Here is a 15056-nt window from a genome sequence, read left to right as displayed (position 1 = left end):
CAACTTTATGAGCACACTTAAAGCTAAGCGCGCCTTATTCTCATACCCAAAGTATTGGGCAGAGTGTTATGGCACAGCACCATTTTTACCTACTACACGCGAAGAAATGGATGCACTTGGCTGGGATAGCTGCGATATAATTATTATTAGTGGCGATGCTTATGTAGATCATCCTAGTTTTGGGATGGCAGTAATTGGCCGAGTACTTGAGGCGCAAGGTTTTAGAGTGGGTATTATTGCCCAGCCAGAATGGGACTCTAAAGAAGCGTTTATGGCGCTGGGTAAACCCAATTTATTTTTTGGTGTAACCGCTGGCAACATGGACTCGATGATTAACCGTTATACTGCTGAAAAACGCATGCGCCATGATGATGCCTACACGCCAGACAACATTGGTGGTAAACGCCCTGATCGTGCGGTAATCATTTACTCACAACGTTGCCGCGAAGCGTATAAAGATGTACCACTTATTTTAGGTGGTATTGAAGCAAGTTTACGCCGTGTTGCTCATTACGATTATTGGCAAGAAAAAGTGCGTCGTAGTGTTTTGTTTGACGCTAAAGCCGATATTTTAATATATGGTAATGCGGAGCGCCCACTGGTTGAGGTTGCTCATCGTATTGCAGCGGGCGAAAGTACCGATACCATTCAAGATGTACGAGGGACTGCGGTTATTCGTAAAGAGCCGTTACCAGGCTGGCGTGGCAGTGACTCTACCGCTATTGATAAAATAGGTAAAATTGATCCAATTCCAAACCCGTATGGCGCAGATGATGTTGGCTGTAGCAAATCAGAATTTAAACAAGCAGGTATAGACTTAAAAGCCGAAGCCGCCAAGGTTATTACTATTCAGCCAGCGCGCCCTAAGCCATGGGAAAAAACCTACGTTAAATTACCTGCGTTTGAGCAAGTAAGTGTGAATAAGCCATTGTATGCACATGCTTCTCGTATTGTGCACCAAGAAACTAACCCAGGTTGTGCTCGTGCTATTTTTCAGCGCCACGGCGATCGTTCTATTTGGGTTAATCCCCCAGCATATCCACTAGAAACACATGAAATGGACGCTGTATTTGGTTTGCCGTATCAACGTATTCCTCATCCTAGCTACGGGGATGCAAAAATACCTGCCTACGACATGATTAAAACGTCAGTTAATATTATGCGAGGCTGTTTTGGTGGTTGCAGTTTCTGTTCGATTACCGAACATGAAGGGCGGATTATTCAAAGCCGTTCGCAAGAATCAATAATTGAAGAAATTGAGCAAATTAGAGATAAAGTACCCGGGTTTACCGGGGTTATTTCTGACTTAGGTGGCCCAACAGCCAACATGTATAAATTGGGTTGTACTAGCAAAAAAGCAGAAAGTACCTGTCGACGTTTATCGTGTGTATACCCTGAAATATGTAAGCATATGGATACCGATCATACGCCAACAATTGAGCTGTATAAAAAAGCCCGTGAAGTTAAAGGCATTAAAAAAATATTAATCGCCTCGGGTGTACGCTACGATTTAGCCGTGCAAGATCCACGTTACGTTAAAGAATTAGTTACTCACCATGTAGGTGGATATTTAAAAATAGCGCCAGAGCATACCGAAGATGGACCATTATCAAAAATGATGAAGCCAGGTATGGGAGCGTACGATCAGTTTAAAGCGTTATTTGATAAGTACTCAAAAGAAGCGGGTAAAAAACAGTATTTAATCCCATACTTTATTTCGGCGCATCCAGGTACTAAAGACGAAGACATGGTAAACATGGCTTTGTGGCTTAAGTCGAACGACTTTAAACTTGATCAGGTACAAAATTTTTACCCATCTCCAATGGCAAATGCGACCACTATTTATCATACCGAGATGAACTCACTGCGTAATATTAAAAATAATACCGAAGTAGTACCTGTGCCGAAAGGTGCGCGCCAGCGTCGTTTACATAAAGCAATTTTACGCTATCACGATCCTGCGGGCTGGCCAATGATCCGCGAAGCACTGCGCAAAATGGGTAAAGCTAACCTAATAGGTAAAGCGCCAAATTGCTTAGTGCCAGAAGAAGGGCGCGACGAAAGAGCTGCAAAAGGAAGTAGTCGAGGTGGGCGCCCAGCATTAACGCGCCATACTGGTTTTAGCCAATTTCATAAGGCCAATACAAAACCAAAGGTAGCGAGTAATCGCCAAAGAGCTAAATAGAGCTCATAGTTTAAAAAGTAGTTACCCTGTTTGGCTTATTACTAAGCTTGGGCTTGATTACTGAATATATGAGTACTGAAAAAAATGCCGCTTATTTTGCAATAAGCGGCATTTTTTATGTAAGTTATTTAAGTAAAACTTAAATAATATCAATTTTGTTACGAATGATTTTTACGCCATCCATATTTTCTAAAAACTTTTGTGCCAACGCACGCTCAAAACCTGTTTGCGCTTTACCGTATAAATCTACTTCGCCATTTTTAACTTGTACGCGAATATCGCTTAGCGCTAAATTAGGGTTGGTACGCAAAGTGTGGGTAATCGATTGCTGTAAGTTAGGTTGGGTTGCTAGGCTGCTAACGACAACCATATTTGTTGTAGCACTCACTTTTGTAGCGCATGCTAATAAAAACAAACAACAAAATGATACTAAAGCGATAGTTAATTTTAAACGGCTCATAATCATATCCTTACATTGCAATTAATCGGGTAGCCAAATTAGGCGGAGTTACCATAGTAGTTACAATTATCGTTCCATATTTAATGTACTGAAAATAAAGGCTATTTTATTAAGTGGGAATTCAGGTGGGCAATAGTTACATAAAACTAAGTAGAGATTACATAGCCCTAAACCATGCAGTTATGGGGGGAGCAGGCATTAAAAAGCCGACATTTTTGTCGGCTAACATAATACTACTTACAGTATGCGCTTAAGTTACTTTTTCTTTTTTACCTTAGCTTTTTTCTTCGCTTTCATTTTAACCGGATCTTTACGCTTTTTAGCCGGCGGCTTAGCTTCTTTATGCTTTGGCTCTAATCCTTTAATAACACGGCGTTTAAGTTTTTGCTCAATATAGCGCTCTATTTTATAAAGAATGCCAATATCGTGCGCTTCAACCAGTGAAATAGCGATGCCTTTTTTACCAGCGCGGCCCGTACGGCCAATACGGTGTACGTATATATCGGCTGTGCGTGGTAGGTCAAAGTTTATTACATGGCTAATATCAGCCACGTCGATACCGCGCGCCGCTACATCGGTAGCAACTAATATACGGGTTTTGCCGCTATGGAAGTTTTCCATCGCTTTCATGCGTTTGTCTTGCGGCATTTCGCCGCGTAACCAGGCTGCTTTAACGTCGTTAGTTGTTAGTTCACCAATTAGCGTTTCAAGACGCTCACGGGTTTTAACAAACACTATGGCTTTAGTTACGTCTGGGCCATTAAGGGTATTAACTAACAGCTCAAGTTTATGATGATAGTCGTCGGCTAAATGTACCCACTGGTGAATTTTAGCCTTTTCTTTGCGTGACGATTCGGCTTCAAGCAATGCTGGATCGTTTAGCGTTGTTTCAGCAAACCTTTCAACACTGTCGCCTTCAAGGGTTGCTGAGAATAAAAAGCACTGACGACGATTTTTAGCTTCGTCACAAATACGGCTCATTTCTTTTTTAAAGCCCATGTCTAGCATGCGGTCGGCTTCATCAATAATAAGCATTTCTACGTGTTCAGCATGAAAGTTTTCGGTTTCTAAATATTCCATTAAACGCCCTGGGGTGGCGATTAAAATGTCATTATTTTTTTCAAAAATCTCTTTATGCGTACCATAGTTAATACCGCCTGTTACTACCCCAATTTTAAGGTTAGTACGTTTAGCAAGTAGTTCGCATTGTTCATGAATTTGATAAGCTAGCTCACGAGTTGGCGTCATTACTAATACGCGCGCAAAACCAGGATCACGACGCGGAAAATCCAATAAATATTGAATAGCCGGAATTAAAAAGGCGGCTGTTTTACCTGTACCTGTAGGCGCAGATGCTAAAATGTCACGCCCCTGAAGTGCTTCAGGAATAGCTTGTTGTTGAATGCTGGTTGGCGTTTCGTAACCCATTTTATTAATGGCGTCGAGTAGCTTGTTATCAAGATCAAATTCAGAAAATTGCATAGAGTGTCAAAAATAAAGGACAATGGCACTAATTATACTCGGTTACGCCTGCTTGGTGAATGAAAAGGTGAAAAAATGTCTGGTTTTGCATTTAAACAATTTAAAGTTGCGCACGAACAGTGTGCAATGAAGGTATCAACCGATGGTATTTTGCTTGGAGCATGGGCTAATTTAAGTAATGCCAACAGCTTGCTCGATATAGGTACAGGCACGGGATTGCTGGCGCTTATGTGCAAACAGCGCAGCCCCCAGTTAACTATAACGGCGGTAGAAGTTGATAAAAATGCTTACCAACAAGCGTTGCAAAATATTGCCGCTAGCCCGTGGCCAAATATAGAGGTGCACCAGCAAAGCATTCAAACTTTTAACAGCGCGCAGCCGTTTGATGTAGTGATAGCCAATCCGCCGTATTTTAATCACAGTTTAAAAGGTAATAATGAGGCGCGTAATATTGCGCGCCATACAGATGGTTTAAGTTTTGCTGAGCTAATTAGTGCTTTTAAAAAGCTCAGTCATGCAGGCTCAACCTTTAGCTTAATTTTACCCACTACAGAGGCTGCGGTGTTTATTGAACTTGCTACTCAAAATGGGCTTTATTTAAATACTCATTGCCAAGTAAAGGCGACGCCAAATAAAGCGATTAGCCGAAACCTAATGACCTTTAGCTATATAAACCAGAGCATTGTGGAATCAGCTTTGTGTATAAAAGATAATGAAAACAACTATAGCGAAGATTATATTACGCTATGCAAAGCATTTTATTTGAAGATGTAAATTGCCAAGTTATGTAGGTTATCTAGGGCGTGTTGAACTTTGTGGTATGAAAAACAAACAGCATGAAGATAAGGTATAATTGAATTCGCCAGAAAACTTTACACCGAACCTACATGCCAAGATTAATGTTAACAGACGGGACATGGAATGTCTTATCAAAAGTAATGTACTTAAGTGGTCGAATTTATAATAAGCCCAACCATAGAAAAACGCTCGAAGGCATACTGTATAAGATGCGCACAGGTATTCCATGGCGAGATTTACCTTCTGATTTTGGCCGTTGGAGTGCTATCTACAGACGGTTTAATTTATGGTCCAAAAAAGGGATTTTGAATGAACTGTTTCGCGCATTATCTCGTGATGCGGACATGGATTGGGTCTTCATTGATGGCAGTATTGTCAGGGCTCATCAACATAGTTGCGGTGCAAGAACTGCTGACAATGAATCAATTGTAAAGAGCCGAGGTGGAAATTCTACGAAAATTCATCTTGCAGTCGATAGCGGAGGGTTGCCTGTTTATTATGAATTATCCTGTGGAAATACGCATGATATCGTCCATGCAGAGTCACTCGTAGCTAATTGCCCAACAAGTAATATGGTTGTCGCAGATAAAGGCTACGACAGTGAAAAACTGAGAGCGTTTGTTCGTGATAATAACGCTACACCCGTTATTCCACGTAAGGGCAACAGTTTAGTAGGCAATGAAGATATTGACTGGTGCATGTACAAATATCGGCACTTGGTTGAGAATGCATTTGGCCGTATTAAGCAATATAGAGGGATAGCCACGCGGTATGAAAAGCTTGAACGAAATTATCATTCAATGCTCGCTTTAGCATTTACTATGATGTGGCTACCAATGTGGGCTGATTGATATATGTACTACAAAGATCAACAGCCCCTAGTAATAAAGGATAATTTACCTATTATGCATACGTATTCAGTTTTTATTTAATCAATTCTCAATCTAGTGTTAACCACTTGTAAATAACATCGAGTAGTTGTTTTGCTCGCTCAACAGTTGGATCACACACTATGAAACTCAATAAAATAATCACCACCGCAGGTTTAAGCCTAGGGTTGCTCTTACCGAGTATTGCCACAGCTACGCCCACCACATTTGTGCATTTGTTTGAATGGAATTGGCAAGATGTAGCGCAAGAATGTGAGCAATACCTAGGACCAAAAGGCTACGCTGCAGTACAGGTCTCGCCGCCTAATGAGCACATTACAGGAAGCCAATGGTGGACACGTTATCAGCCAGTAAGTTATGAACTGCAAAGTCGTGGCGGAAACCGTGCGCAGTTTATCGATATGGTAAATCGCTGTAGTGCAGCTGGGGTTGATATTTACGTTGATACGCTTATTAATCATATGGCAGCAGGAAGTGGCACCGGCACAGCGGGAAATAGCTTTGGTAATAAAAGCTTTCCTATTTATAGCCCACAAGATTTTCATGAAAGTTGTACCATTAATAGCTCTGACTATGGCAACGATCGCTACCGAGTACAAAATTGTGAACTCGTTGGACTTGCCGATTTAGATACCGCTTCAAACTATGTGCAAAATACCATTGCAGCATATATTAACGACTTGCAAGCTATTGGCGTAAAAGGCTTTCGGTTTGATGCTTCTAAACATGTTGCAGCAAGCGATATCCAAAGTTTAATGGCTAAAGTAAATGGCTCGCCAGTGGTTTTTCAAGAAGTGATTGATCAAGGTGGGGAGGCTGTTGGTGCCTCTGAATATTTAAGCACCGGTTTAGTAACTGAATTTAAATATAGCACTGAGCTTGGTAACACTTTTAGGAACGGCTCGCTTGCATGGCTGAGTAATTTTGGCGAAGGGTGGGGCTTTATGCCAAGCTCTTCTGCGGTAGTCTTTGTAGATAATCACGACAATCAGCGCGGGCATGGCGGCGCTGGTAATGTTATTACCTTTGAAGATGGCCGCTTATATGACTTAGCCAATGTATTTATGCTGGCTTATCCGTACGGTTATCCAAAAGTAATGTCGAGTTATGATTTTCATGGTGATACAGATGCTGGTGGGCCAAATGTACCTGTACATAATAATGGTAACTTAGAGTGTTTTGCTAGTAATTGGAAGTGTGAACATCGCTGGTCATATATTGCAGGCGGGGTCGATTTTAGAAATAACACCGCCGACAATTGGGCAGTAACAAACTGGTGGGATAACACAAATAATCAAATTTCATTTGGCCGAGGTAGCTCGGGTCATATGGCTATTAACAAAGAAGACTCAACACTAAGTGCAACTGTGCAAACCGATATGGCGCCAGGGCAATACTGTAATGTGTTAAAAGGCGAGTTGTCAGCTGATGCTAAAAGTTGTAGTGGTGAGGTTATAACGGTTAATTCCGACGGTACTATTAATCTTAATATTGGCGCTTGGGATGCGATGGCAATTCATAAAAATGCCAAGTTAAATACAAGTTCAGCGCCAAGCACTGAAGGTGACTGGCAGCGAACGGTTATTTTTATTAATGCACAAACACAAAGCGGACAAGATATATTTTTGCGCGGTGGAATTGACCACGCTTATGCAAACGCAAACCTTGGTCGAAATTGCCAAACAAGTAATTTTGAGTGTGCAATGCCTATTCGTCATAATAATTTAAAAAATATCACAACAGGCCCTTGGAAAGCAAATGATAACTACCTTGATTGGTATGGTATAGAAAATGGGCAAAGTAGCGAAGCAGAAGGTTCTGCCACCGACTGGACAACGAATGTTTGGCCTGCAGGTTGGGGCGCTGAAAAAACGCTAAACACAGATGGTTTTGGTGTAACACCATTAAATATATGGGGCGAACACTATTGGATGCTTGATGTGGATATGGATTGTAGTAAAGCGGTTAATGGATGGTTTGAACTAAAAGCATTCATTAAAAATGGCCAAGGATGGGAGACTGCTATTGCTCAAAACAATACACCTTATACAAGCACTAATCATATGGCGCAATGCGGAAAAGTTAATAAATTTGAGTTTAATAATTCAAGTGTAGTAATTCGTAGTTTTTAAAAGTAAACAAAAAAGCTCATATGAAAACCTGAACTAATGATTATTAGTTTAGGTTTTTTTATTTTAGGTACGGCGCTTTAATAGTGTGTTTATAAATCACCTGTTATGATTCACTCATTAGTTACATTGAATTAAGACAACACAATGAAAAAATTAAATAAAATAATACTACTAAGTACATTCTCTGCGGTTGTTTTGGCAAGCCAAAGTGCACTGGCAGCCATGACCCCAGTTGGGCTTTGGAAAACGATTGACGAGGATACAAACCAAGCTAAGTCGTATGTACGTATTACCCAAACCAACGGTACTTTAAGCGGTAAAGTTGAAACAATTCTTAACCCTGCAAAACAAAATGATATATGCAGTAAGTGTGATGATGAGCTAAAAAATCAGCCTATTTTAGGAATGACTATAATCACTGATGTAAAAGCACAAGATGATGGCATCTGGGGAGACGGTGAAATACTCGACCCAACAAATGGTAAAACCTACACCTTACAATTAACCCCACAAGATGAAGGTAAAAAGCTCGAAGTGCGCGGTTACATTGGCTTTTTTTACCGAAACCAATATTGGCTAAGAGTTGAGTAAGTTTTACTACTTACTTAATTACTAAACGTTAAATAATTAAGCATTAACTGAAATCATTTTTGCGCTTTGCCTTTCTTACTCACTAAGCCTGCCATATTTAATTGGCATAAAACTTTGAGTAAATAAAAGGGTAAAATATGATTAAGTACATAGTTGCTTTAATAATGCTTAGCACACTGTTAATAAGCGGTGCGGCAAACGCAAAGGATGATGCTGTAAACACGGGTTGGTTTAATAACACGGCTATTAAAGGGTACGACAGTGTTGCTTATTTTACCCAAAATAAAGCCATTAAAGGCAATGACAAATATACGTTTAGTTATTTAGGTGCCGACTGGCATTTTTCGAGTGAAGAAAACAAAACGGCATTTGCAGAAAACCCAAAGCGTTATGCTCCGCAATACGGTGGCTGGTGCGCTTATGCAATGGCTGATGAGGGGAATGCCGTAGGGATTGACCCAGAAGCATTTTATATTCACGAAGGTAAGCTTTACTTAAATTACAGCCAAAGCGTACAACAAAAATGGTTAAGTAATTTATTGCCGTACATTGTAATGGCTGATGGATATTACCCACAAACGACCAATGTTATGACGTTTCAATAAATTACTCATATTATTAGGGTCTGTTGAACTTTGCGGATTAAAATTTGTTCAAACTAGGGGCTATTTAATCGCGGCGCGAGATTTGTAACCTAGTGGGCTAAGTAAAAACCGAGCAAAGCTTCTGCGTCCTGCTCGCGCCCCTTACCTACATCCATGTAGGCAACAAAGAGTTGATCGCCCCTAGAAAGAACCCAGAGGGCAGTGCATGTTTGGCATTTATGCTGCGTTATCGCCTATTTATGGGGAATAACCACACTGCATAGGCTCTGTCTTGCCTAAATACCAAACAGACTGCTGCAAATTTAACCTTAAAAGATCAACAGATGTATGGACTCCCACTTCCATCAGAAGTAACGTAATAAGTGTTCAAACTTTTACTAAGGAGCCCATACATGTTGAATTGTAATGTGATAGCGATTGATTTAGCAAAAAATTTATTTCAAGTTTGCAAAACGCAAAGCAATGGCAAAGTTATTTATAACAAAACAATAAGCAGAGCCAAGCTTAAAGAGTTATTAATTAAAGAACAGCAATCTTTAGTTGCTATGGAATCATGTGGTGGTACGCATTATTGGGCGCAATTTGCTAAACAGGCAGGGCACCAGATCAAAGCGATCAACGCGCGACAGGTAAAAGCGTTTCGTCAAGGGCAGAAAACCGATGCAAATGATGCGCTGGCTATTTCAGTTGCAGCGAGACAGCCTCATATAAAAGGAAGTCGTTTACTTTCAGTGCAAGAGCAATGCTTACAAGGCATTGAATGTATGCGTGATTTATTAGTCAAACAAAAAGTCAGCTTAGGTAATCAACTAAGAGCTTTATTGTTAGAGTTTGGTTACCCAATTGCTCAAGGGGATACGAAGTTGACCCAAGCGATACCTGAGATATTAGAAGATGCTGAAAACAGCCTAACAGGCGCTTTTCGCTTCACAATTAACCGAGTTTATCAGCGTTTTACTGAGGCGGTCGAAGAGGTGAAGCTGATTGAAAAGCAATTGCATGAAGTAATTAAAGAAGATCAAACCTGTATACGCTTGCAAGCATTAGAAGGCGTGGGACCGGTCTGTGCAATACTGATTAAAATAGCACTAGGTAATACAACCCATTTTAAAAATGGTCGAGAAGCAGCGGCCTGCTTTGGTCTAACACCAGTACAGCATAGTAGCGGGGGAAAACAAAAGATAGGCTCGATATCTAAAGTAATAGGAAATAAGAAGCTGCGTAGTGCTTTGTATAAAGGCGCATTAGCTGTTGTTTCACAACTAGAAAAAAGAGAAGTTCGTAGCCAAAAAGATATATGGTTAAAAGAATTAAGTGTACGTCGAGGCAAAAAAGTAGCCGCAATAGCGTTAGCAAATAAAACAATCAGAACGGCTTTTGCAATGCAAAAGCATAACAAAGATTATCAGCCACAATTACTTGTGGCTTAAAAACTTGTCAGAAAGATCGATTGAAATAGGTAAGACCGACCTTCAATAGACTGTTAGGGTCTGAAGTTTGAAAAACTGCTCAACAGAAAAGTCATGAAGGTGCGAATACATTTGAGGCCAGGGGTAGCTCCTCAATTTGAGCCCGTATATAAGCTAGCATCTAATTTATTTCAATTTTATTTTTGACATTAATAGGGAGTCCATATAAGACCCTAGTTAAAAAGCCCGCAACTAAACTAGTTGCGGGCTTTTTACTTATTAGCTAATTAATTAAAGCGTTTCGCTATATTCAGTCATTACCTGTTCAACCCATGTTGCAATACGCTCATCGCTTAGCTCGTATTGGCTGTCTTCGTCGAGCGCAAGACCAACAAAATGTTTACCATCAGGGGTTAATGCTTTTGAGGCTTCAAACTCGTAGCTACTGTCATTTGGCCAAAAACCAAGTTGAGTAAATGTTTGCGTATTTATTTCATCGTGTAGCATGCCTAGGGCATCTTGAAACCATTGCCCGTAACCTTGTTGATCGCCCATGCCAAATAAAGCAATGGTTTTACCATTTAGGTTTACGTCGGCTATGTCGTCCCACTTTGACTCCCAGTCTTCTTGTATTTCACCAAAATCCCAGGTTGAAATACCAAAGATGATAAAGTCGTACTGCTCTGCATTTTTTAGTGGCTCGTCTTTAATATTGTGCAGGGTAACTATATCGGCACCAATAATGTCGCGAATCTTTTCTGCTGCCATTTCGGTGTAGCACGTAGTAGAGCCAAAAAATAAACCAATTTGCATCGTATTTATCACTGTGTAATTGCCTGATATGATAGGCTCAAGTTTACCGTAAGGTATTTTTAATTGATACCTTAGCAAAGCATGAGAGCATAATGTGACAACGCTATCTGATGATTCTTTTGAAAATAACAGCAGTATGAGCAGTAATAGCGACTACCTAGAAACCTTTTTAGATAGCCTGTACTTAGAACAAGGCGTAAGCGAAAATACACTATCGGCGTATCGCAGCGATTTAGATAAGTTTTGCCAGTTTTTAAAAGGCAAAAATTTAATGACTGTAACCGGCCTAGACGTTGAAAGCTATTTAGCCCATAGAGTTGATCTAGGCTTAAAGCCGCGTAGTACTGCGCGTAGTATTAGTGCGCTTAAGCGTTTTTATCAGTACTTTGTGCGCGAAAAGTTAATTAGCGACTCGCCAATGCTCAATATTGCGCAACCTAAAGCAGGACAGTCTTTGCCTAAAACGCTTTCGGAGGCTGAAGTAGAGGCGCTACTGAGCGCTCCCAATACCGATGAGCCAATGGGGCTGCGCGATAAAGCCATGCTTGAGTTACTATATGCAACAGGTTTGCGGGTTAGTGAGCTTGTAGGGCTGCGGATTGAACAAATTAATTTGCGCCAAGCTGTAGTGTTTGTAAAAGGTAAGGGGAATAAAGAACGTTTAGTGCCACTGGGCGAAGAGGCCATGTATTGGCTTGAGCAGTTTTTAAAGGTGGGACGGGCGCAAATGATTAAACACGCCACCGACTTTGTGTTTCCCTCAAAGCGAGGGGTTGGCATGACCCGACAAACTTTTTGGCATAGAGTGAAGCACTATGCTATTTTGGCATCAATTGAGTCGTCATTGTCACCGCATACATTGCGCCATGCATTTGCAACCCACTTATTAAATCATGGGGCAGACTTACGTGTGGTTCAAATGATGTTAGGACACAGTGATTTATCAACCACCCAAATATATACGCATGTTGCAAATGAGCGATTAAAATCGGTACATGCGCAGCATCATCCACGTGCTTAATATGAAATTTATTATCACTAAGCCGGTCAATTGATATGTATTTATAAAAATAGAGAAGAATTATGAAAAAATTAATGTTAGCAGGTGCCATGTTATGCACTAGTTTAAGTGCCGTAGCGAATGATGTGGCTGTAGCCCCTAACGCTAATGATCCTATTGTTATTAAATTTGCCGCGCTTGGCGTTACCGTTAAGCAAATAAACCCAAGCCCAGTAGCGGGTTTAAAAGAACTGATCACTAATCAAGGTGTGCTTTATGCAAGCCCAGACGGACAGTTTTTAATGCAAGGGACACTTATAGACTTAAATAATCGTAGTAATTTAACCGAAAAAGCACTAAATGGCGTGCGCCAATCTGGGTTAAAAGAATACGAAGATTCGATGATAGTGTACAAAGCACCTAACGAAAAACATAGCATTACCGTATTTACCGACATTAGCTGTGGTTATTGTCGTAAATTACACCGTGAGCTAGATGATTTACTTGAAGCGGGTATTACCGTTAAGTATTTAGCGTTTCCGCGCGGTGGCCTACAAGGTTCAGGTTATAATGACTTAATGAACGTATGGTGTGCTAAAGATCAACAAGAAGCACTAACCGAAGCTAAAAGTGGCTCAAATACTACAGCAGTTAAAGGTTGTAGTGCGCCAGTTGCTGAGCATTATCAGCTAGGTCAAAGCTTTGGTGTTACCGGTACACCTGCTATTATTTTAGAAGATGGCACCATGATCCCAGGTTATCAGCCAGCTGCCGCATTAAGCGCTGCGCTTAACGCTAGTAAAGCCCCATAGTAATTAAATTTACGGTGCGCATAAAAAAAGGCCGAAAGGCCTTTTTTTGTATATTTATGATGAACCAAATAAGTTAAAAATCTGCATGAAAAAAACGATCCAAACGCGCGAAAACGTCGATGATTCACATTTACCGAGTCATTTACACCCTGTAATTAAGCAAATTTATGCCACGCGAAATGTTTCCCATGCCGATGAGCTAAATAACAGCGCCGCCACATTACACGACTTTAAGTTATTTAAAGATATGGACAAAGCCTGCGACTTGTTAATTGAGGCGCTACATGCCCAAAGCCATATTTTAATTGTTGGCGATTTTGATGCTGATGGTGCAACCAGTACCGCTACATTAATGCAAGGCTTGGCCATGTTTGGCTTTGCTCATTTAGATTACTTAGTACCTGATCGGTTTAGCTTAGGTTATGGTTTAAGCCCGGCGTTAGCTGCGCAAATAGTACAGCTTAAACCCGATTTAGTAATTACAGTCGATAACGGTATTTCCTGTATTGCGGGTATTGATATTGTAAAAGCCGCCAATATTAAAGTGCTGGTTACCGACCATCACCTACAGGGCGAAACACTCCCTAATGCCGATGCCATAGTAAACCCGAACAGGCACGACTGCAGCTTTCCGTCTAAATCGATTGCAGGTGTTGGTGTGGCTTTTTACTTACTTATTGCCCTTAGAAGCACACTGCGTGAGCAAAATCATTTTGCGCAGCAGCCTATGCCTAACTTAGCCGACCTGCTCGACATAGTTGCGCTTGGTACTGTAGCCGATGTAGTGGCGCTTGATGCCAATAACCGAACATTGGTGCACCAAGGACTAGCGCGTATTCGCAGTGGTAAAACTCGCCCAGGCATTACTGCCCTCATTGAGGTTGCTAATCGTAATGCCTCAAGATTGAGTGCCAGCGACTTTGGTTTTTCGCTTGCTCCGCGCCTAAATGCCGCAGGGCGTTTAGATGACATGAGTTTAGGCATAGCCTGCTTACTCAGTACCAATATAAACCAAGCTAGGCGCATTGCTAGTGAGCTAGATAGCTTAAACTTTGCACGCCGCGAAATAGAGCAAGGCATGCAGCATGAAGCGCAAGCTGTGCTTGATAAGTTAGCGTTTAATGATGACAATATTCCCGACGCTATTTGTTTATACCAAGAGGATTGGCACCAAGGTGTTATCGGTATTTTAGCCGGGCGTTTAAAAGAAAAATACCACCGCCCAACAGTTATATTTGCGGGTGGCGAAAACGGTGAGATAAAAGGGTCATGTCGCTCAATTGAAGGGCTGCACATACGCGATTTACTCGAAGGGCTAAGTACGGCCGATCCGCACTTAATTAGTAAGTTTGGTGGCCATGCCATGGCGGCCGGTTTAAGTATTAATGAGCAGCAATTTAGCGAATTTAAACACGCCTTTGATACTGCCGTTAGCGCCCAGCTTAGTGAAGAAAGTAAACGCTGCATTGTATTTACCGATGGCGAGTTGCCAAATGAGTGTTTTACCATGGATTTTGCCCAGCAATTAAAACAAGCGGGCCCTTGGGGGCAGCAATTTCCTGAACCGGTATTTGAGCACACATTTGAGTTAATTCAGCAGCGTATAGTGGGCGAAAAGCATTTAAAACTGGTATTAAAACATCAATCAGGCCGCTTAGTTGATGCCATAGCTTTTGGCATTGATGTAAAAGAATGGCCAGATAACAACGCACAATTTGTTAAAGCAGCGTATCAGCTCGATATAAATGAGTTTAGAGGCAAGTTCACCCTGCAATTAATTATCCGAGAGCTAGAAAAAGCCAGCTAAAAAATATCTAGAATAGATCGCATAAAGTGCTAATAAAGCGCACGGTTTTTTGTTAAAATCGGGCGTTTTTAT

Annotated in this window: 13 protein-coding genes; 10 read left to right on the top strand and 3 right to left on the bottom strand. The window is 41.1% G+C overall.

What is annotated here, in order from left to right:
• Positions 1–7 precede the first annotated feature (7 nt).
• Positions 8–2185 carry a YgiQ family radical SAM protein gene (locus tag CIK86_RS10845; RefSeq protein WP_011327211.1) on the top strand — a complete coding sequence of 726 codons (2178 nt, stop codon included), beginning with the start codon at positions 8–10 and terminating at the stop codon, positions 2183–2185.
• A 139-nt stretch (positions 2186–2324) separates the two neighbouring features.
• Here CIK86_RS10845 and CIK86_RS10840 read toward each other — a convergent pair whose 3' ends face one another.
• Positions 2325–2645, bottom strand: coding sequence for a BON domain-containing protein (locus CIK86_RS10840; RefSeq protein WP_011327212.1), 321 nt, complete (start codon positions 2643–2645; stop codon positions 2325–2327).
• A gap of 255 nt (positions 2646–2900) precedes the next feature.
• On the bottom strand, positions 2901–4127 hold the full coding sequence (gene srmB, locus CIK86_RS10835) for an ATP-dependent RNA helicase SrmB (protein ID WP_011327213.1): 1227 nt from the start codon (positions 4125–4127) through the stop codon (positions 2901–2903).
• Positions 4128–4202: 75 nt separating this feature from the next.
• Here srmB and CIK86_RS10830 point away from each other — a divergent pair, with 75 nt between their 5' ends.
• The 6 genes from CIK86_RS10830 (at position 4203) to CIK86_RS10805 (ending at position 10573) form a co-directional block, all read left to right on the top strand.
• A complete protein-coding gene (locus tag CIK86_RS10830) occupies positions 4203–4901 on the top strand; it encodes a methyltransferase (protein WP_086996931.1) in 699 nt (232 codons plus the stop codon).
• Between the two features lie 113 nt (positions 4902–5014).
• On the top strand, positions 5015–5776 hold the full coding sequence (locus CIK86_RS10825; RefSeq protein ID WP_096317088.1) for an IS5 family transposase: 762 nt from the start codon (positions 5015–5017) through the stop codon (positions 5774–5776).
• A 161-nt stretch (positions 5777–5937) separates the two neighbouring features.
• A complete protein-coding gene (locus CIK86_RS10820; protein ID WP_086993863.1) occupies positions 5938–7947 on the top strand; it encodes an alpha-amylase family protein in 2010 nt (669 codons plus the stop codon).
• A gap of 144 nt (positions 7948–8091) precedes the next feature.
• Complete coding sequence (locus CIK86_RS10815; protein WP_086993858.1) at positions 8092–8538, top strand: DUF2147 domain-containing protein; 447 nt, start codon at positions 8092–8094, stop codon at positions 8536–8538.
• 137 nt (positions 8539–8675) lie between these two features.
• Positions 8676–9143 (top strand): YHS domain-containing (seleno)protein, encoded by a 468-nt coding sequence (locus tag CIK86_RS10810; protein WP_086993855.1) that lies wholly within the window; start codon positions 8676–8678, stop codon positions 9141–9143.
• Between the two features lie 392 nt (positions 9144–9535).
• Positions 9536–10573 (top strand): IS110 family transposase, encoded by a 1038-nt coding sequence (locus tag CIK86_RS10805; protein WP_096317089.1) that lies wholly within the window; start codon positions 9536–9538, stop codon positions 10571–10573.
• Between the two features lie 270 nt (positions 10574–10843).
• Here the strand turns inward: CIK86_RS10805 and fldB are convergent, their stop codons facing one another.
• Complete coding sequence (gene fldB, locus CIK86_RS10800; protein WP_086999384.1) at positions 10844–11365, bottom strand: flavodoxin FldB; 522 nt, start codon at positions 11363–11365, stop codon at positions 10844–10846.
• A gap of 94 nt (positions 11366–11459) precedes the next feature.
• Between fldB and xerD the strand changes: the two genes are divergently transcribed.
• From xerD to recJ, 3 genes are all read left to right on the top strand, one after another.
• Positions 11460–12386 (top strand): site-specific tyrosine recombinase XerD, encoded by a 927-nt coding sequence (gene xerD / locus CIK86_RS10795; RefSeq protein WP_086999381.1) that lies wholly within the window; start codon positions 11460–11462, stop codon positions 12384–12386.
• 62 nt (positions 12387–12448) lie between these two features.
• The gene (dsbC, locus tag CIK86_RS10790) at positions 12449–13177 is read left to right on the top strand and encodes a bifunctional protein-disulfide isomerase/oxidoreductase DsbC (RefSeq protein ID WP_086999378.1); all 729 of its coding nucleotides are present in this window, start codon (positions 12449–12451) and stop codon (positions 13175–13177) included.
• An 85-nt stretch (positions 13178–13262) separates the two neighbouring features.
• Complete coding sequence (gene recJ / locus CIK86_RS10785) at positions 13263–14984, top strand: single-stranded-DNA-specific exonuclease RecJ (RefSeq protein ID WP_086999387.1); 1722 nt, start codon at positions 13263–13265, stop codon at positions 14982–14984.
• Positions 14985–15056 lie beyond the last annotated feature (72 nt).

This window comes from Pseudoalteromonas sp. JB197, from assembly GCF_002332205.1.
Taxonomy (GTDB): domain Bacteria; phylum Pseudomonadota; class Gammaproteobacteria; order Enterobacterales; family Alteromonadaceae; genus Pseudoalteromonas; species Pseudoalteromonas nigrifaciens.
This window is presented reverse-complemented; position numbering and strand designations above follow the sequence as displayed.

Bases quoted from the DNA above. Each gene is read 5' to 3' on its own strand.
- CIK86_RS10845 (WP_011327211.1), top strand. From the start codon at position 8: ATGAGCACACTTAAAGCTAAGCGCGCCTTATTCTCATACCCAAAGTAT.
- CIK86_RS10840 (WP_011327212.1), bottom strand. From the start codon at position 2,645: ATGAGCCGTTTAAAATTAACTATCGCTTTAGTATCATTTTGTTGTTTG.
- srmB (WP_011327213.1), bottom strand. From the start codon at position 4,127: ATGCAATTTTCTGAATTTGATCTTGATAACAAGCTACTCGACGCCATT.
- CIK86_RS10830 (WP_086996931.1), top strand. From the start codon at position 4,203: ATGTCTGGTTTTGCATTTAAACAATTTAAAGTTGCGCACGAACAGTGT.
- CIK86_RS10825 (WP_096317088.1), top strand. From the start codon at position 5,015: ATGCCAAGATTAATGTTAACAGACGGGACATGGAATGTCTTATCAAAA.
- CIK86_RS10820 (WP_086993863.1), top strand. From the start codon at position 5,938: ATGAAACTCAATAAAATAATCACCACCGCAGGTTTAAGCCTAGGGTTG.
- CIK86_RS10815 (WP_086993858.1), top strand. From the start codon at position 8,092: ATGAAAAAATTAAATAAAATAATACTACTAAGTACATTCTCTGCGGTT.
- CIK86_RS10810 (WP_086993855.1), top strand. From the start codon at position 8,676: ATGATTAAGTACATAGTTGCTTTAATAATGCTTAGCACACTGTTAATA.
- CIK86_RS10805 (WP_096317089.1), top strand. From the start codon at position 9,536: ATGTTGAATTGTAATGTGATAGCGATTGATTTAGCAAAAAATTTATTT.
- fldB (WP_086999384.1), bottom strand. From the start codon at position 11,365: ATGCAAATTGGTTTATTTTTTGGCTCTACTACGTGCTACACCGAAATG.
- dsbC (WP_086999378.1), top strand. From the start codon at position 12,449: ATGAAAAAATTAATGTTAGCAGGTGCCATGTTATGCACTAGTTTAAGT.
- recJ (WP_086999387.1), top strand. From the start codon at position 13,263: ATGAAAAAAACGATCCAAACGCGCGAAAACGTCGATGATTCACATTTA.